Origin of the sequence: Bartonella melophagi K-2C (genome assembly GCF_000278255.1) — a bacterium.
In the GTDB taxonomy this organism is placed as follows: domain Bacteria; phylum Pseudomonadota; class Alphaproteobacteria; order Rhizobiales; family Rhizobiaceae; genus Bartonella; species Bartonella melophagi.
In genome coordinates, this window is sequence record NZ_JH725084.1 from 1 (window position 1) to 26,158 (window position 26,158).

General features: G+C 38.1%; 21 protein-coding genes and 5 pseudogenes. 15 read left to right on the top strand and 11 right to left on the bottom strand.

Features of this window, described 5'->3' with window-relative positions; translation table 11 throughout:
• Positions 1 to 704: 704 nt before the first annotated feature.
• Complete coding sequence (locus ME3_RS05220; protein WP_007477744.1) at positions 705 to 1,640, bottom strand: NAD(P)H-dependent glycerol-3-phosphate dehydrogenase; 936 nt, start codon at positions 1,638 to 1,640, stop codon at positions 705 to 707.
• A gap of 596 nt (positions 1,641 to 2,236) precedes the next feature.
• On the opposite strand from ME3_RS05220, the gene hisS reads away from it, so the two are divergent.
• The gene (gene hisS, locus ME3_RS05225) at positions 2,237 to 3,712 is read left to right on the top strand and encodes a histidine--tRNA ligase (RefSeq protein ID WP_007477745.1); all 1,476 of its coding nucleotides are present in this window, start codon (positions 2,237 to 2,239) and stop codon (positions 3,710 to 3,712) included.
• Positions 3,713 to 3,853: 141 nt separating this feature from the next.
• Here the strand turns inward: hisS and ME3_RS05230 are convergent, their stop codons facing one another.
• Positions 3,854 to 4,378 carry a peroxiredoxin gene (locus tag ME3_RS05230; RefSeq protein WP_007477746.1) on the bottom strand — a complete coding sequence of 175 codons (525 nt, stop codon included), beginning with the start codon at positions 4,376 to 4,378 and terminating at the stop codon, positions 3,854 to 3,856.
• A gap of 333 nt (positions 4,379 to 4,711) precedes the next feature.
• On the opposite strand from ME3_RS05230, the gene ME3_RS05235 reads away from it, so the two are divergent.
• Complete coding sequence (locus tag ME3_RS05235; protein WP_007477747.1) at positions 4,712 to 6,340, top strand: alpha-D-glucose phosphate-specific phosphoglucomutase; 1,629 nt, start codon at positions 4,712 to 4,714, stop codon at positions 6,338 to 6,340.
• Between the two features lie 64 nt (positions 6,341 to 6,404).
• Here the strand turns inward: ME3_RS05235 and fumC are convergent, their stop codons facing one another.
• Entirely contained in the window at positions 6,405 to 7,793 is a 1,389-nt protein-coding gene (fumC, locus tag ME3_RS05240) for a class II fumarate hydratase (RefSeq protein ID WP_039952652.1), read from the bottom strand.
• Between the two features lie 226 nt (positions 7,794 to 8,019).
• On the opposite strand from fumC, the gene groES reads away from it, so the two are divergent.
• On the top strand, positions 8,020 to 8,316 hold the full coding sequence (gene groES, locus ME3_RS05245; RefSeq protein WP_007477749.1) for a co-chaperone GroES: 297 nt from the start codon (positions 8,020 to 8,022) through the stop codon (positions 8,314 to 8,316).
• Between the two features lie 47 nt (positions 8,317 to 8,363).
• Entirely contained in the window at positions 8,364 to 10,007 is a 1,644-nt protein-coding gene (groL, locus tag ME3_RS05250; protein WP_007477750.1) for a chaperonin GroEL, read from the top strand.
• Between the two features lie 389 nt (positions 10,008 to 10,396).
• Here groL and ME3_RS05255 read toward each other — a convergent pair whose 3' ends face one another.
• The 3 genes from ME3_RS05255 to murJ all read right to left on the bottom strand — a co-directional run bounded on the left by ME3_RS05255 (position 10,397) and on the right by murJ (position 14,412).
• Positions 10,397 to 10,987: a NifU family protein gene (locus ME3_RS05255; protein ID WP_007477751.1), complete on the bottom strand. Its 591-nt coding sequence runs from the start codon at positions 10,985 to 10,987 to the stop codon at positions 10,397 to 10,399.
• 712 nt (positions 10,988 to 11,699) lie between these two features.
• The gene (gene trpS / locus ME3_RS05260) at positions 11,700 to 12,770 is read right to left on the bottom strand and encodes a tryptophan--tRNA ligase (protein ID WP_007477752.1); all 1,071 of its coding nucleotides are present in this window, start codon (positions 12,768 to 12,770) and stop codon (positions 11,700 to 11,702) included.
• 79 nt (positions 12,771 to 12,849) lie between these two features.
• Positions 12,850 to 14,412 carry a murein biosynthesis integral membrane protein MurJ gene (murJ, locus tag ME3_RS05265; RefSeq protein ID WP_007477753.1) on the bottom strand — a complete coding sequence of 521 codons (1,563 nt, stop codon included), beginning with the start codon at positions 14,410 to 14,412 and terminating at the stop codon, positions 12,850 to 12,852.
• 622 nt (positions 14,413 to 15,034) lie between these two features.
• On the opposite strand from murJ, the gene ME3_RS05270 reads away from it, so the two are divergent.
• Together ME3_RS05270 and ME3_RS05275 are read left to right on the top strand one after the other, a co-directional pair.
• Entirely contained in the window at positions 15,035 to 15,880 is an 846-nt protein-coding gene (locus tag ME3_RS05270) for a TIGR01459 family HAD-type hydrolase (RefSeq protein WP_007477754.1), read from the top strand.
• Positions 15,880 to 16,872 (top strand): bifunctional riboflavin kinase/FAD synthetase, encoded by a 993-nt coding sequence (locus tag ME3_RS05275; RefSeq protein WP_007477755.1) that lies wholly within the window; start codon positions 15,880 to 15,882, stop codon positions 16,870 to 16,872. Before ME3_RS05270 ends, ME3_RS05275 begins: the two co-directional genes overlap by 1 nt.
• A 240-nt stretch (positions 16,873 to 17,112) precedes the next feature.
• Here the strand turns inward: ME3_RS05275 and ME3_RS05280 are convergent, their stop codons facing one another.
• A complete protein-coding gene (locus ME3_RS05280) occupies positions 17,113 to 17,442 on the bottom strand; it encodes a protein tyrosine phosphatase family protein (protein WP_007477757.1) in 330 nt (109 codons plus the stop codon).
• 1,138 nt (positions 17,443 to 18,580) lie between these two features.
• Between ME3_RS05280 and ME3_RS06880 the strand changes: the two are divergent.
• The 5 genes and pseudogenes from ME3_RS06880 to ME3_RS06735 form a co-directional block, all read left to right on the top strand.
• Positions 18,581 to 19,233: pseudogene (locus tag ME3_RS06880) on the top strand (FHIPEP family type III secretion protein); the annotation flags it as partial.
• A gap of 209 nt (positions 19,234 to 19,442) precedes the next feature.
• Positions 19,443 to 19,700 carry a hypothetical protein gene (locus ME3_RS05295; protein ID WP_007477767.1) on the top strand — a complete coding sequence of 86 codons (258 nt, stop codon included), beginning with the start codon at positions 19,443 to 19,445 and terminating at the stop codon, positions 19,698 to 19,700.
• Positions 19,701 to 20,101: 401 nt separating this feature from the next.
• On the top strand, positions 20,102 to 20,536 hold the full coding sequence (locus tag ME3_RS05300; protein WP_007477769.1) for a hypothetical protein: 435 nt from the start codon (positions 20,102 to 20,104) through the stop codon (positions 20,534 to 20,536).
• Between the two features lie 179 nt (positions 20,537 to 20,715).
• Positions 20,716 to 21,159 (top strand): flagellar protein FlgN, encoded by a 444-nt coding sequence (locus tag ME3_RS05305; protein ID WP_007477771.1) that lies wholly within the window; start codon positions 20,716 to 20,718, stop codon positions 21,157 to 21,159.
• Positions 21,160 to 21,195: 36 nt separating this feature from the next.
• A complete protein-coding gene (locus tag ME3_RS06735) occupies positions 21,196 to 21,420 on the top strand; it encodes a hypothetical protein (protein ID WP_007477773.1) in 225 nt (74 codons plus the stop codon).
• A 526-nt stretch (positions 21,421 to 21,946) separates the two neighbouring features.
• Here ME3_RS06735 and ME3_RS07210 read toward each other — a convergent pair.
• From ME3_RS07210 to ME3_RS05320, 3 genes and pseudogenes are all read right to left on the bottom strand, one after another.
• Positions 21,947 to 22,189 (bottom strand): hypothetical protein, encoded by a 243-nt coding sequence (locus ME3_RS07210; protein ID WP_007477775.1) that lies wholly within the window; start codon positions 22,187 to 22,189, stop codon positions 21,947 to 21,949.
• Positions 22,156 to 22,371: a hypothetical protein gene (locus ME3_RS07215; protein ID WP_007477777.1), complete on the bottom strand. Its 216-nt coding sequence runs from the start codon at positions 22,369 to 22,371 to the stop codon at positions 22,156 to 22,158. The genes ME3_RS07210 and ME3_RS07215 overlap by 34 nt, the downstream gene beginning before the upstream one ends.
• A 92-nt stretch (positions 22,372 to 22,463) precedes the next feature.
• A pseudogene (locus ME3_RS05320) lies at positions 22,464 to 23,196 on the bottom strand (EscU/YscU/HrcU family type III secretion system export apparatus switch protein); the annotation flags it as partial.
• 107 nt (positions 23,197 to 23,303) lie between these two features.
• Between ME3_RS05320 and flgB the strand changes: the two are divergent.
• The 4 genes and pseudogenes from flgB to flgG all read left to right on the top strand — a co-directional run.
• A pseudogene (flgB, locus tag ME3_RS05325) lies at positions 23,304 to 23,450 on the top strand (flagellar basal body rod protein FlgB); the annotation flags it as partial.
• A 62-nt stretch (positions 23,451 to 23,512) separates the two neighbouring features.
• Positions 23,513 to 23,862 (top strand): annotated as a pseudogene (gene flgC, locus ME3_RS05330) (flagellar basal body rod protein FlgC).
• Positions 23,863 to 24,066: 204 nt separating this feature from the next.
• Positions 24,067 to 24,267 carry a flagellar hook-basal body complex protein FliE gene (gene fliE, locus ME3_RS06935; protein ID WP_425338858.1) on the top strand — a complete coding sequence of 67 codons (201 nt, stop codon included), beginning with the start codon at positions 24,067 to 24,069 and terminating at the stop codon, positions 24,265 to 24,267.
• A 46-nt stretch (positions 24,268 to 24,313) separates the two neighbouring features.
• A pseudogene (gene flgG / locus ME3_RS07365) lies at positions 24,314 to 25,095 on the top strand (flagellar basal-body rod protein FlgG); the annotation flags it as partial.
• 259 nt (positions 25,096 to 25,354) lie between these two features.
• On the opposite strand, the gene ME3_RS05345 reads toward flgG, so the two are convergent.
• Positions 25,355 to 26,158, bottom strand: an 804-nt coding sequence (locus ME3_RS05345) for an autotransporter outer membrane beta-barrel domain-containing protein (protein ID WP_007477785.1), incomplete at its 5' end; no start/stop codon positions are given.

The window sequence follows — 26,158 nt, forward strand, 5'->3', positions numbered from 1 at the left end:
TTATAAAAGATGTTGTGGCAGTGCTCAATAAATCTGTTCAAGCTCAAAGTCAGAAAGGGCATATGGTCATTTTGTAAAAAAAGTGGTTATCGTGCTGCTGTGAATGTTGATATAGGTATGTTGATAGGTACTCAACTTAAACTCAGCGGTGTTTCTTCAGCTTTTAAAAAGTATCCTATACTTTGCAAAGAATCCTTTTGTATTTTCGCTTACCCCTTTGGTTATCGTGCATATTCCATTAGGATAATAAAAGCACTTGTGAAAAAAGGCAAAAGGCTTTCTTGTCAGTTCTTACTGTGTTTCTTACAGCTGGAAAACATGGCTAAACACTAGCACCTAATAAAGCTACAATCACTCTAAGTGCGCTTATCACAAATCTAGCATTCATAAAAATTAGATGATAAAATCAGCACTTCTCTAAGCATAAAGTGTTATAATTTTTACATGAATATTCTTTGTTAGAGGTCGAGAATACGCTTAAATAATTTTTTTAAATGGGGTGAATTTTTGTAATGGACTTAAGTACAGAAAAAATATTTATATATTGCCAAAAAGACTATAGCCTAACAGCGTTAGGTAACCTTATTGGTGGCTGTTATTGCAACTGTATGTGGCTATTATGGTGCCAAAATAAACATTGCTGACTACTTTAAAAGCTTTGCTTAAATTAAATAAAATTTCTTTATTGGAACTTTTTTAAAAGTTCACCTTTTCATTAAAGTGCTCATACTTTCTAAAGGATTTTTGCCTTGAATGATTTTTTGAACTTCTGTAGCGATAGGTGCGTAAATTCCTTCTCTTTGAGCAATTTGAGTAATTGCGTTAGAAGTTTTGATACCTTCTGCTACTTCGCCTAGTTCGTTTAGAATATTTTTCAAAGGTTTGTTTTGCGCTAATCCTAACCCAACACGGTAATTTCTGGAAAGAAGGGAATTTGCTGTTAAGAACAGGTCGCCTGCACCAGATAGCCCTAAGAAAGTTTGCATTTTTGCACCAAAATGTTCTGCGAATTGATACATTTCTACAAGGCCACGCGATAGGAGAGATGCTTTAGCATTTTGGCCTAATTCCAATCCGTCACAAATTCCACCCGCTATGGCAATGACATTTTTATATGCACTTGCCACTTCTCCACCAATGATGTCATTTTCAATATAGGGTTTGATAAAGTCGGGCATTCTGTTTGCAAATTCTTGAGCAAGGGTAAAATTATGCGAATGAATAGTTAAGGCACATGGGAGAGCGAGAATGATTTCTTTAGCAAAGCTTGGGCCTGCTAAAAAACAAAGATTTTCTGGAGCAATAAAATCTTTGGCAATTTGACTGACAAATGCTCCACTATCTTCTTCAATTCCCTTGCTTGTGATGAGTATTTTTGAGTCTTTTTTCAAAGGTGTGTGAGCAAACCATTCTCTTAAAGCTTGCACACTAATAGCAGTGACAAAAAGTGTAGAATCTAAACTCTCGTCTAAGGAACATTGTGAAATGATTGAATGAGAATTGTGACTCAATATTTTGTTTAAAGGGTCTAGTGCAGGTGTGATATCACGTCTTGAAACAATGCGGACTTCATTTTTATGTGCAAAAGCAAATGCAAGAGCTCTTCCCCAAATTCCACCACCAAAAATTGTTATTTTCATTTTATTCCTTAAGTCTTTAAAAGACGATATTTCATCTCATACACTGCAAACGCATCTTTTTAAGATAGGGAGAATATGTGTTTTCTTAGTTAAGAAAAGGACGTTTTTATACGATGAATAGTGTTTTTTAAATGGCTGTCAATGTTGATTAAAAAAGTTTGGTACTATTTGCCTTCTTGAGAGGAGGCGTATTTTATTTAATTTTGCAATTTTTTTTACCAAATTTTTATCACTTTGGAACACTTTTAATGTGATTAATAACACATCTCTTTTTGCACATTGATATAGAAAAGAATTTCTTAAGACAGAAGTAAGGCACTGTGGTCATAAACATCTATCGTGTGAAGTTTTGCCACAAATCTAAAAAGTTTTTGATGAAAGTGAAATCGTTTTAATGGTTGGGCTGGTTGTTGGGGAAAACAATGTGATAGCAACGTGATGGCAGCATGATTGCAAGGTAGTGAAGAGGGGTGATGGTGTTGTATCAATCTTAAGCGTATAAAGTTATTGCAGCGTTCATTTCGATGAACTAGACATGATCGTTCGCAAAAACACGGAGTTGTGCGTAAACATACATTGCTGAATAGAGAAACATCATGTCTACAAAACAAAAAAAAATTAAAGCCCGTTTACCACGCGGGTTGACTGATTATACAGGTTTGGAGTTACAGGCACTTGAAGAAATAACGGCTCAGATACGTGAAGTTTATGAACTTTATGGTTTTGAAGCACTTGAAACACCGATTTTTGAATATACAGATGCACTTGGAAAGTCTTTGCCTGATGTAGACCGCCCGAATGCAGGTGTTTTTTCTTTACAAGATGATGATGAACAGTGGATGTCTTTGCGCTATGATCTCACAGCGCCTCTTGCTCGTTATGTTGCTGAGAATTTTGAAGTTTTACCAAAACCTTATCGCAGTTATCGTTTGGGATATGTTTTTCGTAATGACAAGCCAGGACCAGGGCGTTTTCGTCAATTTATGCAGTTGGATGCTGATATTGTAGGGGCATCAACGGTGGCTGCGGATGCAGAAATCTGCATGATGGCAGCAGATAGTTTAAACAAATTAATAATTGGATCCGATCGGGGTGTCATCCGTGTGAGTAATCGGAAAATTTTGGATGGCGTTTTAGAGAATCTTGGTTTGGGAGGAGATGAACAAGCTGACAGACGCTTAAGTGTTTTTAGGGCAATCGATAAGTGGGATCGACTTGGTTTTAAAGGAGTGGAATTGCTTTTAGGGGAGGGTCGTTTGGATGAAAGTGGTGATTTCACAAAAGGAGCAGAACTAACTGATGACCAGATTAAGTATATCCTTAGTTTGTTGCGTGCAAGAGATAAAACTGCAGAGGGAACGATTAATAATCTCAAAAACATAGTTGACCGTAATGCTTGTGGGCTTGAAGGGATTCATGAACTTGAAGAAATGCTGGAAATTTTTGCCACCAATGGTTACGAGTCATACATAAAGGTTGATCCATCAGTCGTGCGAGGATTGGACTATTATACGGGACCTGTTTTTGAAGCTAGATTTTTCAATGGTGATCTACCTAGTGTTTTTGCAAACTTAGGAGGATCTGTTGGTGGAGGTGGGCGCTATGATGGATTGATTGGACGTTTTCGTAATGACAATGTTCCTGCAACGGGTTTTTCAATTGGTTTATCACGTTTAAGATTCGCTATACTAGGTGTGACTGTGAGGCAGAAGGTAGGTCCGGTTGTGGTGTTAATGATGGATCAAGAACCAAGCAGCATTGCACGTTATCAAAACATGGTGAAGCGATTGCGCGATGCAGGTATTCGGTCTGAAGTATATTTAGGTGAGTCAGGTATTAAAGCACAAATGAAGTATGCGGATCGACGTCATGCGCCTTGTGTAGTGATTCAAGGCTCACAAGAGCTCCAGTATGGGGAGGTTCAGATTAAAGATTTGGTAGAAGGTGCGCGTTTAGCTACTGAAATTAAGGATAATCAAACATGGCGTGAAAGTCGCCCAGCGCAAATAACCGTTAAAGAAAATCAATTGGTTCAAGCCGTGAAGGCCATTTTGGAAAATCAAAAAAGATAGACGTTTTTTCTTTTAAAGATTGCATATAAATTTACAAAAATAAAAACAGCGCAAATTCCTTAATGTAAGGTAACTTGCGCTGTCTTAATGTACTATTTAAAAAAGTTGCTCTTCTTTAAAGAAGTGATCTTTGTTTAACACTTAGCCTTGAAGTATTTTTAAGATATGTTGGGGTGATGAGACCTCGTATGGGTCAGTAGGGCAATTATCTGAATAGCCTTTTTCTTCAAACCAATGTTCAATAACCCCATCATTAATGACCGCTGCATAGCGCCATGAGCGCATTCCAAAGCCGAGATTGTCTTTAGCGACTAGCATTCCCATTTTACGGGTAAATTCACCAGAACCATCAGGGATCAATTTTACATTTTTAATGCCTTGCTTTTGACCCCAGGCATTCATCACAAAGGAGTCATTAACAGAAAGACAGTAAATTTCATCAATACCGACTTTTTTAAATTCATCATAAAGTTTTTCAAAATCAGGAAGCTGAAAGGTTGAACAAGTGGGTGTAAATGCTCCAGGGAGAGAAAAAAGAATAACCCGTTTCCCTTTAAAGTAAGTGTCACTATTAACATCTTGCCACCGATAAGGATTATCCCCGCCAACTGATTCATCCCGTACACGTGTGTGGAAAGTTACGTTGGGGACTTGTTTTTTTATCATAATTACGCTCCTATAAACCTTTTGGGATTGTGTTGGAAAAACGGTTTTTGTTTTTCAACGACGAATGGTTGGGAGTGTAGTGGATTGTGACAAATTTGCAAGTATTTCATGCTTGCATCAAGGTTAAATGAAAGCCACTTTTATGGATAGTCCTTAAATAGAAGGAGCTGCCAAAGGGGTGGCAATTTGACAAAAGAGGGGTGACCATTTGACAAAAGGCACAGCTCAAAAAAGGTGCTATGGAAAGTTTCTGCATAGACGGTTTTTTGATGAGACGTTAATTGTAGTAGATGTTCCCTTTCAAGTTGAGAAAATAGTAGGAAGGTTATTTTTATGATCGTCAACACTGTTTTGACAACAGCTTTTCATGATCAAAAACTGGGAACATCTGGTTTACGCAAAAAGGTATCTGTTTTCCAACACCCCCATTATGTTGAAAATTTTATTCAGTCCATTTTTAACAGTGTTGGACCTCTTGAGGGAAAATTATTCATCCTTGGTGGAGATGGGCGCTATTTAAACGACACCCTGATTCAGCTTGTGTTAAAAATGGCGGCTGCAAATGGTGTGGGCTGTGTTAAGGTAGGAAAGGGGGGTATTTTATCAACACCTGCTGTGTCGCACCTTATTCGCAAATATCATGCACATGGTGGGATTATTTTATCAGCAAGCCACAATCCTGGTGGTGTGAATGGTGATTGTGGTATAAAATATAATATTTCCAATGGTGGCCCGGCACCTGATTATTTGTGTGATGCTATTTTTATAGCATCACAACATCTTTCTTCTTATAAAATTGTTGAAGCTCCAGACATTGATTTAGGAACACAAGGGCGAAGTTTTATTGGTTCCATGCAGGTCGATGTTATCGACCCTGTGGCAGATTATGCTACTTTAATGGAAGAGCTTTTTGATTTTGACTGTATTTCTCAGGCGGTGAAAAAGGGCTTAACTTTGCGGTTTGATGCTATGCATGCGGTTACAGGGCCTTATGCGCAAGAAATTTTTGAGAAACGCTTAAATTTTCCTCAAGGAACAGTAGTCAATGGAACCCCTTTACCGGATTTTGGGGGCTCTCATCCCGATCCCAATTTGGTCCATGCAAAGGATCTTTATCACTTACTTATGTCTGATCAAGGACCTGATCTTGGTGCTGCTTCTGATGGTGATGGTGATCGCAATCTCATTATTGGTCGCAAACAATTTATCACACCTTCTGATTCACTAGCGATTATGGCAGAGTATGCACATCTGATCAAAGGATATAGCCAAGGCATTGCTGGGATTGCGCGCTCAATGCCAACAGGGCGCGCTGCTGACCTTGTGGCACAAGAAAAGGGGCTCAATCTTTTTGAAACACCGACAGGATGGAAATTTTTTGGTACGCTTTTAGATGCCGGAAAAGTTACCTTGTGTGGTGAGGAAAGCTTTGGAACAGGCTCACACCATGTGCGCGAAAAAGACGGTTTATGGGCTGTGTTGTTTTGGTTGAATCTTTTAGCTCTAACAGGGCAAACAGCGGCGCAAATTGTGCAAAAACATTGGCACAAGTATGGGCGTTTTTATTATTCACGCTATGATTATGAGAATATTGAAGCACAAAAAGCTTATGCGATGATGGAACATTTGCGCACAAAGTTGCCCTTAGCTGGAACAAGGATTGCTGGGTTAACTGTGACACACTGTGATGATTTTGCATACCATGACCCAGTTGATGATAGTATGAGTGTAGGGCAGGGGATGCGGGTGTTTTTTGAAAATGGGGCACGATTTGTCGTGCGTTTATCTGGAACAGGAACGGGGGATGCAACTGTACGCATTTATCTCGAACAGTATGAAAACAACCCCCGCAAATACACTCAAAATCTCCAGAAAGTACTTAAGCCTTTATTTTTAGCAGCGCTTGAATTGTTAAAAATAAAAAGCTATTTGGGCCGCGAACAGCCCAATATTATAACGTAAAATATGTCGTTGATGTAAAACTAGCATCCACAATGACAAAGTTCATCAATACCATAAAATAGCCTTATTGTGGGTGGATCATCTTTTTTGGATCAACCAAGCGGTCATAGTCAGCTTCAGTAATCCCCGCTTTTAAGGCTTCTTCCCGTAAGGTTGTCCCATTTTTGTGGGCTGTTTTAGCGATGTCGGCAGCTTTTTCATAACCAATTTCGGGTGCAAGTGCTGTAACGAGCATAAGGGAGCGCTCAAGAAGAGATTGGATATGATCTTTATTAGCACGCAGCCCTTTGATACAATTAACATCGAAGGAGCGCATGGAATCACCAAGAAGAGAAAGAGACTGCAGGACATTATAACCGATAACAGGTTTGAACGCATTTAATTCAAAATGACCTTGGCTTGCAGCAAAAGTCACACTAGTTTGGTTACCAAAGACTTGGCAGGCAACCATGCTTAAGGCTTCACACTGAGTGGGGTTAACTTTTCCTGGCATAATAGAAGAACCGGGTTCGTTTTCTGGCAGGCTTAATTCACCAAGGCCTGAACGGGGCCCGGACCCTAAGAAACGGATGTCATTTGCAATTTTGAAAAGATCAGCTGCCAATGCATTTAAACTTCCGTGGAAATTGGCAAGGGCTCCGTGGTGGGCGAGAGCTTCAAATTTATTATTGGCAGTTGTGAAAGTTACTCCGGTGAGTGGACTAATTGTTTCAGCAAATGCAACGTCAAATCCTTTTGGTGCGTTGAGGCCTGTTCCAACGGCTGTTCCCCCTTGGGCAAGCATTTGGACATCAATAAGAGCCATTTCAATGCGTTGACGGTTGGCTTCTAGTGCAGCGCGATAGCCTGAAAATTCTTGCCCCAAAGTGAGGGGAGTGGCATCTTGCGTGTGCGTGCGTCCCAATTTTATGATGTCTGCAAATTCTTCTTCTTTTGTTTGAAGACTGGCAATAAGAGTATCTAGAATTGGAAAAAAATGTTGGCGTGTTTGCAGTGTGGTAGCAATATGAAGCGCTGTGGGAAAAGAATCGTTTGACGATTGGCTCATATTCACGTGGTCATTAGGGTGCACAGGTGATTTGTTACCAAGTGCCCCCCCCAAAAGTACGCTAGCGCGATTGGCGATTACTTCATTGACATTCATATTGCTTTGTGTACCAGATCCCGTTTGCCAAACAGCTAGGGGGAAATGTGTGTCAAACGCACCAGAAAGTACTTCATCAGCAGCAGTAACAATTGCTTGGCCTATATCTTGCGGAAGTTTCCCTTTTTGCATATTCACAAGGGCTGCTGTCTTTTTGATAAGACTTAAAGCATAGATCAGTGAGAGAGGCTGTTTTTCTGAGCCAATGTTAAAATTTTGTCGAGAACGTTCTGTTTGAGCCCCCCAATAACGGTCATGGGGAACCGAAACTGCCCCCAAACTATCGGTTTCTTGGCGTGTTTTAAGCATCATAAAATCCCTTAATATGTATATTTATTAATTAATAAAAGATAAGTATTTTTCGACCAAAATCAAAGAGCTCATTAGAATCAATATAAAATGAATTATTTTAATTAGAATCCTTGACATTGCGGATCAATATTTTTATATAAGATTTATCGCTAGCACTCGCCATTATAGAGTGCTAATAAAATTTAAGATTAATCAGTTATACTAAGTTTTAAGGGTTTAAAACATGGCTAACACACAATTCCGCCCACTTCACGATCGTGTTGTCGTTCGTCGGGTTGAATCTGAAAATAAAACCGCTGGTGGGATTATCATCCCCGATACAGCAAAGGAAAAACCTCAAGAAGGTGAGGTAATCGCTGTTGGCAATGGCGCTCTTGATAATAATGGAAAGCGCGTGCCTCTAGAAGTAAAAACAGGAGATCGTATCTTATTTGGGAAATGGTCTGGAACCGAAGTAAAGATTAATGGTGAAGAACTCTTAATCATGAAAGAATCCGACATTATGGGGATTTTGGGTTAATCCATTTTCTCAATTTGTTTCGTTTACTATATCCAAGGAGAAATTAAATGGCTGCTAAAGAAGTCAAATTTGGCCGTGAAGCACGTGAGCGCTTGGTGCGCGGTGTTGATATCCTTGCTAATGCTGTTAAGGTAACACTCGGTCCTAAAGGCCGTAATGTGGTGATTGACAAATCATTTGGTGCACCTCGTATCACAAAAGACGGTGTGTCGGTTGCAAAAGAAATTGAACTGGAAGACAAGTTCGAAAATATGGGCGCACAGATGTTGCGTGAAGTTGCTTCAAAGACCAACGATATTGCTGGTGATGGAACAACAACAGCAACTGTTTTGGGGCAAGCTATTGTGCAAGAAGGTGTAAAAGCTGTTGCTGCTGGCATGAACCCAATGGATTTAAAGCGTGGGATCGATTCTGCTGTTGCAGAAGTTGTTGAAAGCCTTTTCAAAAAAGCGAAAAAGATCCAAACTTCTGCTGAAATAGCACAAGTAGGAACGATTTCTGCTAATGGTGCTTCAGAAATTGGTAAAATCATTGCTGATGCTATGGACAAAGTCGGTAATGAAGGTGTTATTACCGTGGAAGAAGCAAAAACTGCTGAAACGGAATTAGAAGTCGTTGAAGGTATGCAGTTTGATCGTGGATATCTTTCACCTTATTTTGTCACAAATGCTGAAAAAATGGTGGCTGATCTCGACGATCCTTACATCCTTATTCATGAAAAGAAATTGTCTAATCTGCAATCTTTACTTCCTGTTCTTGAAGCTGTTGTTCAGTCTGGTAAGCCTCTTCTCATTATTGCTGAAGATGTGGAAGGTGAAGCTTTGGCAACGCTTGTGGTTAATAAACTGCGTGGTGGTTTAAAGATTTGTGCTGTTAAAGCGCCCGGCTTTGGTGACCGTCGTAAAGCGATGTTAGAAGATATTGCGATTTTAACATCAGGTCAGGTCGTTTCTGAAGATGTTGGTATTAAACTTGAAAATGTCACTTTAGATATGCTGGGCCGTGCAAAGAAGGTGCATATTTCTAAAGAAAACACGACTATCGTTGATGGTTCTGGACAAAAAGCACAAATCAGTGCTCGTGTAAGCCAGATTAAGGCACAGATTGAAGAAACAACTTCTGACTATGACCGCGAAAAATTGCAAGAAAGACTTGCTAAACTTGCTGGTGGTGTTGCCGTTATTCGTGTTGGTGGTGCAACAGAAGTTGAAGTGAAAGAAAAGAAAGACCGTGTTGATGATGCCTTGAACGCAACACGTGCAGCGGTGGAAGAAGGTATTGTTGCTGGTGGTGGAACTGCACTTTTGAGGGCTGCAAACGCGATTACTGTCAAAGGAAGTAATGCAGACCAAGAAGCTGGTATTAATATTGTCCGTCGTGCTCTACAAGCTCCAGCACGCCAAATTGCTACTAATGCCGGTGAAGAAGCAGCGATTATTGTTGGCAAAGTGCTTGAAAATAGTTCAGACACTTTTGGTTACAACACTGCAACAGGTCAATTTGGTGATTTGATTTCTTTAGGAATCGTTGATCCAGTTAAAGTTGTACGTTCAGCTTTACAAAATGCTGCATCAATTGCTAGCCTTCTCATCACCACAGAAGCAATGGTTGCTGAACTTCCAAAAAAAGAAACTCCAATGCCTCCAATGGGTGGTGGCGGAATGGGTGGAATGGGCGGAATGGATTTCTAACGCCTTAAACCCACAGGTAAAAAGAAACGGGCCATTTGGGCCCGTTTTTTATTGTGTTTTGAAAGTTTGTAAGTGTTTTAAAATTATGCATGTATATTACGAGGCGCTCTTAAATTTTGAAGCATTTTTGTATTTAAAGTTTTGATTTATGTGCGCTTTTTTGATCTTCGTATAATACAGACCTTTCGTATAGTGCAAACCTCTTCGTGTAATGCAAGCTTTATTGGTTTTGTTTAACTGCCTATCTGTTTTCCCTTCCTATATTTTGACGCTGATAAATATAGTTTGCAGTAAATAATAACAAATTCCCATAGCTTTCAAAAAATGATTTGTATGGGATATTTGTACGAGATAGCTTTTTTCTATTTGCTTACCGGGTATTTTTAAGTTTATAGCATAACGTCTTGTGGCATGGCTTCAACGCCTAAAACTTCTGGAATGAAATGGCGCAAAAGATTTTCAATTCCGTGTTTGAGCGTGGCTGTTGAGGATGGACACCCAGCGCACGCACCACGCATATTTAAATAAACGATACCATTTTCAAAACCACAAAAAGTAATATCCCCGCCATCATTGGCAACAGCTGGGCGAATACGTGTTTCAAGAATCTCTTTGATTGTCATGACAATGTCTGCATCTTTTTCGTCATAAAATTCTTCATAAGCTTCAGGTGCTTGTGTTTGGAGAGTGGCATCATTGGTAATAGTGGGGTCATTGGAAAGAAAATGTTCCATAATTGTACCCAAGATCGCTGGTTTGAGATGCTGCCATTCCCCTTCATTTTTTGTCACAGCAATGAAATCATATCCTAATAAAACACTGCTGACATTGGGAATTGTAAACAGTTTAGCAGCAAGAGGTGAATTTTGATCAGCTTCTTTGCTATTATGAAACTCTAACACACCTTTGGCAAGGACTACGCGGCCTGGTAAAAATTTGAGTGTTGCAGGGTTTGGTGTGGTTTCAGTTTGAATAAACATGCATTATCCTTTTGTTGCATAAGCTTTAAGGAAACAATTAACGCAAAAAAAGCTTAAATATTGATATAATCACTTCAATATTTTTATCCAAAAAATCGTTTAGAAGCACGATAACGGAAATAAAAGCACCTTCTCTCAATTAACGATTAATGATTTAAGTAAGCTCACCTATTTTATGTTATCATGAAGAGGGTAGGACGTGGTAGCTATATCTTGATATTTGTTAATCAATTTGCAAATTTTATCCATTTTTGAACTTGCATACATAAGCAATTTTACTAAAAGAACTGCTTTTAAAGGCTTAAAATGCATTGTTATCAAGCATTTGTTCCTTCATGAATAAAGATTATATTTGCACTTGAAGATATGGGAGCATTTAATCTAACAAGGGGCGACAAGGGTGGGGTTTGCATCAAGCGTTGTTTAGTTTGCACTTGTCATTTAAATTGAAGCAATGTACTAAAATTTGTAAATATGTTTACAATTAAGATTACATCCAAGAGCAACACCCATATTTTATAAGGATATATGAGTACATTTGTATTTTTTGTGCTGTGGCATGAACAACAATGGCTTGCTCGTAGCTTGGTCGTTTTATCAAGAATAGTTCAAACGTTTCATATGTTTTTTCATATATAGACTTATAGTATATTTCTTTATATTCAGTGAAAGACTGTACCGGCTATAGCTTTTTTCAATCAAAGCTTATTGTTTATGAATGATGTAAAAAACCAACAATTTCACGAACATGTTTCATTGTGTTTTCAGCCAATAGGCTAGCACGCTCAGCCCCATCACGCAAAACAGAATCAATATAAGCATTTTCTTGATGAAGACGGCGTAATTCTTGTGTTATTGGTGCTAGTTTATGGACGACAAGATCAGCTAGAGTCGCTTTAAAAAACGAAAATTGTTGACCTGAAAACTCTAAAAGCGCCTTCTCTTTACTGATTTGCGCAAAGGCTGCATAAATACCAAGTAAATTGTCAACTTCTGGGCGCCTTTCTAAAGCAGTAAGCTCATCGGGGAGGGGGGCAGAGTCAGTTTTTGCTTTGCGTATTTTTTGAACAATGAGATCAGCATCATCCGTTAAATTAATTCGCGAAAAATCTGAAGGATCTGATTTTGACATTTTTTTTGTACCGTCACGTAAAGACATAATGCGCATGCCCGTATCACCAAGAAGAGCTTCTGGTATTGGGAAAAAGCCTTGTTCCTTGTTTTCTCCCTCTTGTATGGGGATGCCAACATTTAAATGTGTAATCCGGTCAGCGTAATCATGATTAAATTTTTGAGCAATATCACGTGTGAGTTCAATATGCTGTTTTTGATCTTCTCCTACTGGAACATGTGTTGTACGATAGAGTAAAATGTCAGCAGCCATAAGACTTGGGTAGGCAAAAAGCCCAACGGATGCTTGTTCACGGTTTTTTCCAGCTTTATCTTTAAACTGTGTCATCCGTTGGAGCCAGCCGATGCGGGCAATACAGTTAAAGACCCACGCTAATTCAGCATGTTGAAAAACCCGTGATTGGTTGAATACAATATGTTTTTGTGGGTCAATACCGGCAGCTAAAAAGGCTGCTGTGACTGCACGGGTTGAGCTTTCTAAGGCGAGAGGGGTAGGGTTAACCGTTAATGCATGCATATCCACAACACAATAAAGGCATTTATGAGATGCTTGCAGTTCAACCCAGCGCTTGATTGCACCTAGATAATTACCAAGATGCAAATTGCCACTTGGTTGCACACCAGAAAAGACGAGGGATGCGCAAGTGTCCATAGGAATAAGCCTTTCTTTAATGATGTCACGTGTTGCTTTTGTTGTGGTAAAGCTTCTTTTTTGAAAGTCAAATAAGATATTATAGGCGCTGTTTTAAATTTTTACGTAAAAACGGAAAATAACTCATACCAAGGGAAAAGCAGATGATACAATAAAACAATAGAATGGAGAAAATTAAACCTGCTAAAGTTCCTATTCGCAAGAAAAGTGATGCTTGTGAGGATAAAGGAAAAGATAGAAACCCGAGTGCATAATACAAAGCTGCAGCCATTAGGAGAATGGCAACGATCAAGCACCCAACCCACTTGATAAGTTGCATATCACATTTCCAATAACCGCGTTTGATAAGGGTGATGCAAAGCAAGAGTGTGTTAACCCATCCAGAGGTAATTTCGGCAATCACAATGCCACGTGCTGATAAAAGTGGGAATAATGTAAGCGCTAAACCGATATTGATGAGAACGCAAATGCCTGCAAAAATCATGGGTGTTTTTGTGTCTTCATGGGCAAAGAAGTTGGGAATAAAGACCTTTATTAACACAAAAGCTGGAAGCCCTAATCCATAAAGTTCAAGTAAGTGTGCAACAGTGTGTGTTGATTGGCTTGTAAATTGACCACGCTCAAAGAAAAGGCTGACAATGGGGTTGGATATCAAAAAAAAGAGGATCGATGCCGGTAAGGTTAAAAACAGGGTAAATGCAATGGCGTAGTTTTGCAAATAATTGGCTTCTTTGTTATTTTTATTGCGGAAGGCTTTTGTTAACTCAGGTAAAAGAACAGTTGCAACAGCAATACCAACGACGCCTAACGGTAATTGATAAAGGCGATCAGCATAAACCAAAGAAGAAACAGCACCTGGATGGCTGGATGCAATATTGGTATTGATCAATAAATTGATTTGCGTAATTCCCCCCGTAATGGCAGCGGGGAATGCCAGGGTTAAAAGCTGGCGAACATTGGGGCTGAAATAAGGAAGACGTAGGGAAATTTTCATCCCACTTTGACGCAAAGCAACTGCAATTAAAGTGAGTTGAAGAAGGCCAGCGACCATAACCCCCCAGGAAAGGTTTAGCCCAATCTGCCAAGCATCAAGCTGAAATATCCAAGCATAGGCGAGCACACCGATCATCACAATATTTAAAAAGACAGGGGCAATAGCTGCAACAAAATAACGTTGTAATGCATTGAGCATTCCCCCCATCATGGCTGCTAAAGACATGCACGCTAAATAGGGAAACATAATTGCAGTGAAACGAATTGTAGCCTCAAATTTTGTTGCATCTTCTGCAAACCCTGGTGCAATTACAGTACGCACCAAAAAAGGCATACTCACTTCTATAGCAATGGTTAAAAGTAAGAGTAGTGAGAACAAAACACCAAAAACCTCTTCTGCAAATTTGCGTGCATTTTCTGTTCCATTTTCAGTAATTTTTTGTGAAAACAGGGGAACAAAGGCTGCGTTAAAAGCACCTTCAGCAAAAAGACGACGGAATGTGTTTGGAAAACGAAAAGCCGCATTAAATGCGTCAGCAGCAGGGCCTGTACCAAAAGATGCCGCCATGAGTATTTCACGCACAAAACCAAAAAGGCGACTCGTGCAAGTTCCCGAAGCAACAGTTATAAATTTTTTAATTAAGCTCATAAAGATATATTATGTTTGGAAAACAAAAATAGAGTTTGAAAAAAGCAAAAATCACGAAAGACTACAAATGTTATCACTCATGTTAATCTTACGATATTTTATGACGCTGTTTGTCCTTTCTGTCAATAAAATGCATCAAAGTTATTTGAGTGATATTTTCTCCACTTCAGTTATAGATTTTTATCATTTCCCTTCAATTGATCTATAGACATAACAAAAGATAACAAGGCAATATTGATATCTTTTTAAATATCTTTCAAAAATTTAAAATCTTATGCTGGTGTTAGCTACATTTTTCCGGTTCTTGCCTTCCTAAATTTTATGGTGGCATGACACGCTCTTATTACCTCTAGCGCCTCCTGGTCCTGGTTATGATCTCGTGCTCTTCCAATAAATGAGAGCTTACTTTATTCGTTTACACATAATTCAAATGGTATGTGTAGTATGATTGCTCAAAAGCGGCTAGAGAGGTGAAAATCAAGATTACCTTTAAGAGATTAATTGGTTCTTGGGGTGAGAATATGGTAGCTTAAGAAAGCAGATGACAAAAAAATGATCTTGCGATAAGAAGTTTAAAAATAAAAAACGGGCGCAAGACGAAATATAATATAAATAGATAATCATGAAAGAACTCACCCATATTGATCCTATAATTACCCATTATGATGCTATATTTTGTGATGTTTGGGGGGTTGTGCACGATGGTGTGCGCGTTTTTGATTCAGCTGTGAAAGTTTTGCAGAAAATTCGCAAGATGGGAAAAAGCGTTGTTTTGCTTACCAATTCACCCCGACCACGTGAAGATGTTATAGCTCAATTGCAAAAGCTGAAGGTTGCCAGTGATTGTTATGACGCAATTGTCACTTCAGGTGATGTAACACGTGATCTTATTTTGAGCGCACCGCAGAAAATCTTTTTTATTGGTCCGCAACGTGATTTGGTTTTGTTTAAAGGGTTAGCATATGAACTGGTTGAAGAAGAGGAAGCTTGTGCGGTGGTTTGCAGTGGCTTTCTTGAAGATTTTGAGGAAACGCCACAGGCTTATGAAGGTATGTTGCAGCGCCTACAGGAACGGGGTTTGCCTTTTATTTGTGCCAATCCTGATATCACTGTTCATTGTGGCAATCAAACATTGTGGTGCGCTGGTGCATTGGCACAGCTTTACCAACATTTGGGGGGAGAGGTTCGTATTGCGGGTAAACCCCACGCACCTATTTATGAATGTGCTTTTGAAAAACTAAAAAACATCCGTGGGACAATAGAAAAAAGTCGTATTTTGGCTATTGGAGATGGTATTTTGACCGATGTTAAAGGCGCTATCGATTTTGGTATTGATGTCCTTTATATTCTGGGTGGGATCCATTATCATGACTATACGCACAATGGTGTGGTCAATAAAGAAGCTTTGCACTCTTTCCTTGACCATTATGGTTATCAGCCACAAGCGATGATGTGGGCACTTCAATAATGAATAATTTTTTGCGTCTTCAAAGGCACACAGAGATTCCTGAAGTTTTACGTGGTGCAGTTTTAGCTATTGGGAATTTTGATGGTGTTCATCGTGGTCATCAAGCGGTATTGCAAAAAGCACTAGATTTAGCACGTGTAAAAAACAAGCCAGCTCTTGTGTTGACATTTGAGCCACATCCAAGAAGTTTTTTTCAAGGTTCAGATTGTGTTGATCGTTTGACACCGGCAACTGAAAAAGCTGAAATTTTTAAAATTTTGGGTTTTCATGGTGTCGTTGAAGAACCCTTTGATGCACAGTTTGCTGCTCTTTCAGCTGATGAATTTATTCGCGCTGTTTTAAAACAAGCTTTTGATGTTTGTGTTGTGGTAACAGGTGATAATTTTCACTTTGGTCGAAAAAGAAGTGGAAATGCGCAGTTTTTGCATCAAAAAGGAAAAGAGTGCGGTTTTGAAGTTGTTCAAATTCCTTCTTTATGCACCCCACAGGGGGAAAAAATTTCTTCTAGTTTTATTCGTCAGCTTTTATCACAAGGGCAGGTGGAAAAAGCAGCCCATTTATTAGGGTACCATTATCGTGTACGCTCAAAAGTTATACATGGTGAAAAGCTTGGTCGGTCTTTGGGTTTTCCTACTGCTAATCAAGTACTGCCACCCCAGACCGGTTTAGCACACGGTGTTTATGCAGTACGATTGCGCCGTTTAAGTGGTGTTTTGCATGATGGTGTTGCAAGTTTTGGCTGTCGCTCAACAGTTGTTAATGATGGAATGCCATTTCTAGAAACTTATTTGTTTGACTTTACCGACAATCTTTATGGTGAAAGCTGTACAGTTTCTTTTTTACAGTTTTTGCGAGAGCAAAAAAAGTTTGATGGACTAGAGCCTTTGAAAAAACAAATGCAACACGATGAAAATGAAGCAAAAGCGATTTTAAAGGCAATTCAACCGTTTTCATTATTAGATCAGTTGCTAACTTTTAAAAAAACATCATGATCCGATCTAAAAAGGAAAAAAGAATCGCAAAAATGGAACTTAAACTAATGATGAGAATAAAAATATATTCCAAAACGTTATAAAAAAGGTGAAGTTTTCGTTTATAAGTGGGAGAATCAGCGGTTTGGAGATTGGATTTCATCATTGTTTTGTCTTTACTGCTTACATAGCTTCATGTTTTAATAATAAGCAGATTTAATATTTGTTTCTTTCTGTTTTGTTAAAACACAAGGTTAAATATTAAATACGTGCTAAAGAACAAAGATGAATTGAGCGTGTGCCATAGCAGCAATAGGCAAGAAGAGGAAGGGGTGCTGTTTTTAAAACTGTTTGCATAGCCTCAATGTGAGATTTTTCTATGGTTGAAGGTGTAATAGGAATATAGTGAGCTTGTATTCCATATTGACGAGCGGCTGCTTGAATGATGGCAAAATCAGGCTGGTCAGGCTCTTCTTGATCAGGCCGGTTGCAGACAATAGTTTTAATTCCAGTTTTTACGAGTGTTTTAATGTTTGCGACGCTGATTTGGGCACTGACAAAAACACCATCTTCAATTTGCTGCAACTTCATTTTGTTTATCCTTAAAAGAGCACTATTCTGTGATACTCTTCTTGTTTTGTGCCTTTAAATAGACAATGTGATTAATAAACAGTGTAATAAATGAGATTTTGTGAACGGCTTGCGCTTAAAAACAGAAATTTCTCGTCCTGCCAAGAAAGATGAAAAGGCTAAAAACACACTTTAGTGCGCAAAACTATCTTTTATGTCTTATAATTATGCCTTCTAACTGTGGGTTATGTGCTGCTAAAAGTAATGCTCTAAAATCAGAGAAAATTGAAATGATAAGCACTTTTTTACTGTAACAATTGATAGGGATGTTATAATAAAAGCGCTTAATCTTTGAAAGAGTAATGTTGATAAAAATTACTTATAAAAGAGCAAACTAAAAAAACAGCCCCATTTCAAATGCTTTAGTAAAAAAAATTTTTACACAAACTTTTAAGGCAGTAATTACGTATCAATAATACAATTTGAGCAAAGAAAATACACTTTCCTCTTCTTAATTTTATGAACTACTTTTTAAATTTTACGTACTTTCTTTGCTTGTATATAACACTCTTATTTAATTACTCAAAATAGCTCAAATTTTACTATAGACGTGAAGAACTTATAGACGAGCCTTTCTTAATGAGACTTTATTGAATGTCAAGCACCAAAGCTAAAACAATAATAACATTGGCACTGATAATCAGCGTCGAATAAAGCATAGCAGTTTTTACAATATCAGTCATAATAAACCTTTCATTGTTTTTAGAAACCTCTCGCGATTTCTTATTGTATCAATGTATATTCACACAATGTTACAGACTGTAATATACGCTGATATTAAACATTCGGCAAGCTTTAAAAATTTTTTTTGGGTTAGAGATGGGTGGGTGTGCTTTGTGTTATGGTTTATAGGGGGTAAAAGGTTTGTTATATTGATGTGTAAATTTTAAAATATGTAAAAATTGTGTAGCCACAACATCATTTTCACACAAGCTTTGTCACTTAAAGTTTGTGTCAAAAAATGCGCTAAAGAGTTTTTTAAAGTTCTTTTTGCAAAGGGGGTTGAATGTAATTGTTTAAGGAGAAAAGTGTGTAGCGTAGTCCGGGTACCCATATTGGAGACCAGAATCAATTTTCTGGTCGAGATATTGCGTTTGCGATGGGAATTATCATTATTCTCACAGTTCTCTTTTTACCTGTTCCTGCCTTTATTTTAGATTTAGGACTTTCCTTTTCCATTGCATTTTCTGTTTTGATTTTAATGGTTTCGTTGTGGATTCAGCGACCACTTGATTTTTCAGCTTTTCCAATAGTTTTGTTGATTACGACCCTATTGCGCTTATCCCTTAATATTGCGACAACCCGTGTTATTTTAACCCATGGTGATGAAGGCTATAAAGCCACAGGAAATGTGATTCACAGTTTTTCGCAGTTTGTGATGGGGGGGATTTTGTTATTGGTCTGTTGTTTTTGCCATTGTTATTATCGTCAATTTTTTGGTAATCACCAAAGGTGCAACGTGTATTGCTGAAGTGGGTGCACGTTTTACTCTGGATGCTATTCCAGGAAAGCAAATGGCTATTGATGCTGATCTTTCATCAGGCCTTATTGATGAGAAAGAAGCGCAGCGTCGCCGTCATGAGCTTGAAGAAGAAAGTTCCTTTTTTGGGGCAATGGATGGGGCATCAAAATTTGTGCGTGGTGATGCTATTGGCCGGGCTTATTATTACGGCTGTTAATATTGTTGGGGGTATTATTATTGGTGTTACACGCCATGGAATGGCATTATCTGGTGCGGCGGATGTTTTTACTTTATTTCTTGATACCAGAGCTTTTCATTTTTTCAGTTTAGAGCTTCAAGATTGGCTCAATAGGGGGCCTTAAAAATGCAAAAAGGCAAACGCTACCGTAAGCTTTTCAAGATGCAAAATTTTATGAAGACTTATCATAAGATTGAATTAGAAAGTTTACACAATGAGCTTTCTGCTTGTGAAGAGGAGACGTGAGCGCTTTTTTTCTTAATGGAAAAGGAAAAAGCTCCTGATTTTTTTGGATACCAATTTTTTAGCACGGCGTTTACAACGTATAGCCAAAACAGAAAAACATCTTCAAAGACAAATTGTGCAAAAAAACAAATTGTGCATGAAACTTCTAGCCATTTGCAACGATTAGAAAAAAAGTGTAAAGAGGTTAAAATTATAGAAGAACGTCAACAATTTAGTAATATGCTTGAAAATTATATTGCAGATAAAATGATAAAAGACGTCAGTTTGACATAAGTTTGGTGCTTTATAGTGCTTAAATGTTATAAGGGTTACTTTATTTTTAAAAGCTATTGAAAGAATAAAAAAAATCCTATGTTTTTAGAAATGAGTTACGAAAAAAAAAACAAGTAATAGTTAAAAAGAGGCAGCATATGGTGCTCTAGTTACTTTACATAATGTTCTTGTGTTGATCCACGCGGGATGATTTATTTTAACATTGTGTTTTGTTGATAAATACATTATGTGCAAAAACTCTCTGCACGCAACTTACTATGTGCATAAAGAGTAATTTTACTCAAGTAAATATAAACCGTTTCTATGAAATAGAGAAAAACATACATTATTGTCAGATTTAAGACGAAACTAAGAATTTAAAACAAAGAAAAGCGAATGGTAGTTAAATAAAGGGGAAGCTCATGGCTATTCAGCCACTTTCAGATGTTGTTCTTGATGTTGCGCGAGCAGCTTACCCAATTGAATATCGCGCTTGTGTTGAAAAATTGCGTGATTCACGCAACACAGCACGCATACAAACTGTTGCACACCAAGAAAACAATTTTGCTCACCTCGTGCACGCTGACTACACAAACTTACATAACATAACACAACACGAACTTCAACAAATACACATAAAACCGCACAGCATAGAGAACAAAAATACTGAAGCCTTTAAAAACTTTGAAGCCTTTATACTGCAGACTTTTGTTGAAAATATGTTCATAACTGAGGTGCAATCCATTTTTGGAAAGGGGCAAGTGGGGCAAATTTGGAAGTTTATGATGGCTGAACAATTGGCTAAAGAATTTGCTATATCTGCGAGGAATTGGCATTGCGCAAATGTTGATTTCTGAACCGGCTAAGAAAGAAGAGGGCTCATATAATGGAGAGAGAGAAATAGAATAAATGCTACCCATTAAAGACGTCATTTTATCATTGATGCGATCATTCATAAAATGAGCTGATCTGGCACGTTAATACCGAACGCAAACTATTTAATATGACAATTGAAATACCATAAAGGGGAATAAAAATGTCTGTAGCGCAATGTAATGATGAAAATGTTGTATTAAAAACAAAAGTTCTCAATAATGATCTGATTGGTCGTGATTGGGCAATAACAAAATTTATGGCTGCCGTTAAAGGGCTGACAGAAGTGGTTGATTATGAAAGCAATATGCTTGAAAGCCACGGCGTTCCAGATTATGAAGAGGTTAATTTACGTAAAACACGTGGTCTGCGTGATCTTAATCAGTCGATGAAAGATGTTATGCGGTATTTGGATCGAGATGTTGAAAATAAAATAGAAAGTTTACTATCTGATTTACAGGAAAAATTACAACGCAATAGTGAATTACTTCAAGTGCATTTAGAGGCTGTTAAGGAACTTTCTCAAATTATGCAAACAGCTGCTCGCGCTGAAGAAACAGATGGAACTTATGATCCTGTTTTAGTTAATACTGGAAGCCGCAAATGATTAAAGTGATTGCGATGAGGGGTATGGGGTTGTTTGGTGGCTCTTGGCACTTTAATGCTGAGTGTCAAAGTGAATGCTGTAAACCCCAATACTTCAGAAGCGTCTGCTCCCGTCGTAGAAGAGGTTAGTTCTGGTCAAACAGAAGTTATCAGTGTTCCCATTTTAGTTGAGGGAGTTGTACAGGGTTATATAATTTCACAATTAACTTATCTTGTAGACAAGAAAGTTGAGAAAGATATATTCCTTCCTTTGGGGATATGATTAATGATGCTATTTTAAAGTGTTTTTAGCACAGTTATTCAGATGTACGTGCTGTCGAGAAGATAAAATTTGAGACGGTTAAAAAACAGATTATAGATGAAGTTAATCAGCATTTTCCAATGCCTGTCGTGAAAGATTTGCTTGTGAAACAGTTTAATTATCTTCCAGCCGATCAAATACGCGATATGAAACTACGGGATAGAAATATTTAAACTATGGTAGGAGAAGCTTTTTTGAAGCATAAAGTTTTAAAAAAGTTGTACTTTAGAAAAAGGTTTTTGAAAGACTTCTCCGGAAGTTGTTAGTGTTAGAAAATTGTTTTTATATTAAATATGTCACCTTAATAAGATCCATGCGGCGTGAGGGGGGGGATATTATAAAAAGAGCTTCTTATTTTATCATCAAGTAGAGAGGCTTATTTGTATAATAGCATTTAGTATCTTTGCTTTTTATCTTACACCCTTCTTATCTTTAAGGTGTGGTGCTTTTTAATCCACAATACAGTTTAATGAGACAGTGCATATTTTTAGTGGGTAAGTCTTTTTTGTATTCGTGCATCATTGAGTGCATTCATCAAATTGCTGGTATTGGTTTCTTCATCGGATGGGTTTTCAAAAATGCACTTATCCAATTCAACTCCAAATTCTTCTGATGACATGATGAGCCGGAAAAAGACCTGTACACTTTCATTTAAAAATTCTATATGAAGCAAGATTTTTGGTGTAGTATTCCAATCTAATTCATAACTAGCATTACGCGCAAAACGCATGGTATTGGGTAAAAACGCAATTCTGTGGCACTTTCAATAAGTTCGGAAAGATGGTTAAAACGTTCTGTATGGATACAAGCAATTAGGTCACCTACATCGATTAGTCGCAATTCTGGAATAAATTGTGCTACCTGTTTTGCCAGAGCCATTTCACGGATTTCAGTTATATAATTTTTTTTCATCTTATGACTTTGTTATTGTTTTGGTGTTTTAAAGTTTATTTATATTAATTTGGTGTTGAATGTTTTTTAAAAAAAGTCATCAATGTTTATTTTTAATGAATTTTCTGACTGTTGATAAAACGAATTAAAGCAGCGATGCTTTCATATAATTCAGGTGGAATGACTTGATCTACTTCAACTTGTTTGTACAATGTGCGTGCTAATTCTACATTTTCGATGACAGGGATGTCATTTTCGACAGCAATTTCACGAATTTGTGAAGCGAGAGTATCTTGCCCTTTTGCAACCACAACTGGAGCATAATCAAGAGGTGGTTTATAGCGCAAAGCAACAGAAAAGTGAGTTGGGTTGGCTACAATTAAGGTTGCGATAGGAACATTGGCAATCATTCGCCGACGCATGTGGTCACGTGTTAAGGACATATCCGTGCTTTGATCATAGGGTTTCCTTCAAGGCTTTTATGCTCTTCTTTAATTTCTTGTTTGCTCATGCGTAATTTTGGCGCCAGTGGAAACGTGACCATGCTAATTCAAATCCTGCAATAGCAGCAACGGCCACAATGAAAGAGAGGGACAAACCGACAAGTTCTTTACGAATATATTCTGGTAAAGCTGATGCATCTGTTAATAATGCATTGATGAAAATTGTATTGTTTTTGAAAAACATAATATAAACAATTATGCTTACACTGATCAGCTTGGTTAATGATTTTAAAAACTCCACTAACCCTGCTTTACTGAAAATGCGTTCAAATCCATTACTAAGTGAAACGCGCGACCATTGTGGGTAGATGCTACGCTCCATAATAATACGTGGTACATGTTGTACTGTTTTGCAAAACCAAACGATTTCCATGGTTGTTACCAATGTTCGCCATATGGATTTGACGGACAATGGTATGGAAACCTAAGCTATTTGCTTCTGAAAATATGATGGAAATTACGCATTCTGGAAATAATGTTGATTTAGAAGAGGAAATGCGTAAAGGCGGGGAGGTTAATCGTGAGATGTTTCTCAACACTGCCATTGTTAAGGCTTTTCATCGTATGATGATGGTGACGGTTAAAGGAGGATCTTAATTATGGCTGATAGATTAATTGCGGCAGAGCAAGTTGCCACAACAGGTTTAAGAGCATAGTCAGTGCGTTTGCGTATTATTGCTGAGAATTTAGCCGATGCCAATTCAACGGGGAAATTTCCAGGTGCAGCTATCGGCGCAAGACTGTCAGTTTTGAAGCTGCTCTTAATCCGCACAGTGATGCACAAGATGTGCAGGTGACACGTATTGGCAATAATAAAGCGCCTTTTATTACGCGTTACGAACCAGGGCATTTGGCTGCTGATAGTAATGGCTATGTGAAATATCCCAATGTCAATTCTATTGTAGAGATGGCAGATATGCGTGAAGTAAATCGCTCTTATGAAGCGAATTTACAAGTTGTCCACCAGGTACGCGATTTGGTTTCACAGACAATTGATTTACTGAAATGATAAAGCAATTCATTGCGTTATCGGTGAATTTTATATTTGAATTTTTGTAGAAGCGTTTAAAAATGATTCAGGCCCTCACTTCCATAATATCTAGCAGTTCTTTGGATTCATCAAACCAGGTAAGCGGGCAAATGAATAGTGCTGCTATGCAACATTTACCTGTTCAAGCAGCTAAAGAGAGCAACAGGTCAGTTTTAGTAAATTTTGTCTGAAGTTGTAGGGACAGCTGAAATGAAATTACAAAATGCAGAAAGTCTTTCTATTGGTAATTTGACTGGCATTGATGTTGGTGTGCGTGAAGTTGTGAATTCTGTGATGGGAGCTGAACGGTCTTTAAGTACGGCTATTGCTTTACGTGATAAGATGGTACAAGCATATCTTGAAGTGAGCCGGATGCAAATTTAAGACAGGCTGAACAGAGTTTAAAAGAATATAGGAAAAAATCATGGTCATGAGATCGCTTTCAGTTGCTGCAACAGGTATGGTTACTCAAGCAAACCAACCTTGATGTTATTGCTAATAATTTAGCGAATATTAACACAATAGGTTTCAAACGTGCGCGTGCAGAATTTGCCGATTTAATGTATGTAGCAGATCGTGCTGTTGGTGTTCCCAATATGCTCAATCAAGCTATTGTGCCTGAGGGTGCGATGATTGGATGGGGGTGCGCACTGCAGCAGTTCGTAAAGTCAATATGCAAGGGGCTTTCGTTCAAATTGGCAATGTATTGGATTTAGCTATTAACGGAAATGGCTGGTTTGAAGTGCAAGATCCTAATGGCAATGTTTTTATACACGTTCAGGTGCTTTTAACTTAAGTGAAACAGGGCAAATTGAAACATTGGATGGCAATTTAGTGCAACCTGTTATCACGATTCCTGTAGGAAGTAAGAATATAACAGTAAGTCCTGATGGGATTGTTTATTATCAAACTGATATGGATCCCAACCCTGTGGAAGCTGGCCGCCTTAATTGGGTTAATTTTGTCAACACAGTTGGTTTGGAAGTGATAGGAGATAATCTTTTCCGTAAAACACCTGCTTCTGGTGCACCGGTGCCACGCTTTCCAAAGGATGAAGGGTATGGCAGCATTATGCAGGCAATGCTTGAATCTTCTAATGTTGATCCTGTGAAAGAAATTACTGCAACTTTAACTGCAGAAACTAAAATTAATTCTACAGTTGATTTAATTAGGATTCAGCCTGAACTTGTCAAAACATTGGCTGGAAATATCGATTCAAATATTAGGGCTTTAGTTGATATTAATATGGATGCTGAATCAGCACGCCTATCAGCTTTACAGATACAAAAACAACTTAATGCTCAAATATTTCCAATTGCTAATCAAAATACCTATCACACTTTAGCTCTTTCTCAAAAATAAAAAAGCAACTTTTTAGGTAAGTTAATTCCTTTTTGGTAACACAATAACCCCCCCTATCAAAAAGACAAGCACATAAAATTGCCTTTTTGATCAAAGTAAAATAATATTTTTAAAAATGGTAGCGCAATGTTCCTGAGAAAATAGCTCCAGATAAGCCAGATTTTTGAAGTTTTTGCTGATAGCTAATATCTCCATGGAATGTAATGTTTTGAACAAAGTGTGCATTAAGACCTATCCCCCCTTCAATTGCAGGTCCTATAGGATCAAAATAGAAACTATTCTTGCCAACTTGTACTGTTCCTCCATCACCAAAAACACTGATAAGATTGAGTTTACCATAGAAAGAAAGAGTACGACCGTCTTCAAACTGGTTAATATTTTTAACCAAACGCCCACCCATACGAATTGACCACTGATAAGGATTGCCCATATCCACCTTAAATTTATCGGCATCTTGAATGGTACGAAACATCAATTGCTGATAAGCAATCTGTGTTTGTGGCTCGAATACCAGGCCTTCAATGCTGGTTACGAGCTGTTTTCCCAAAGTAGCAGACGCACTCCATGTTTTTGCATCATCCACTCTTGCAGTTTGACCGATAATGGCATTGGAGATATTTCCTCTAAAGAGACCATAGGATAAGAAAGTATTGACGTACACTCCACTATCATGCTGTATACTGCTATAGGCTGTGAAAAGCCATTTATCGAATGTAGTCTTCTTAACATCTGCCATATTTTGTGGTGTGAAAGACAATTTTCCATAAGTGCCTAAAAGCCCGAAATATGAAGAAATGTTTTGCCCTTCCAATGCAGCTAATGCAACACCTGTTTGTAAAGCAGCATAGCCAATATCAGCACCATAACCGTATTCAAGCGCAGTACGGTTAGATGATAAAGTCACTTTGTTTCC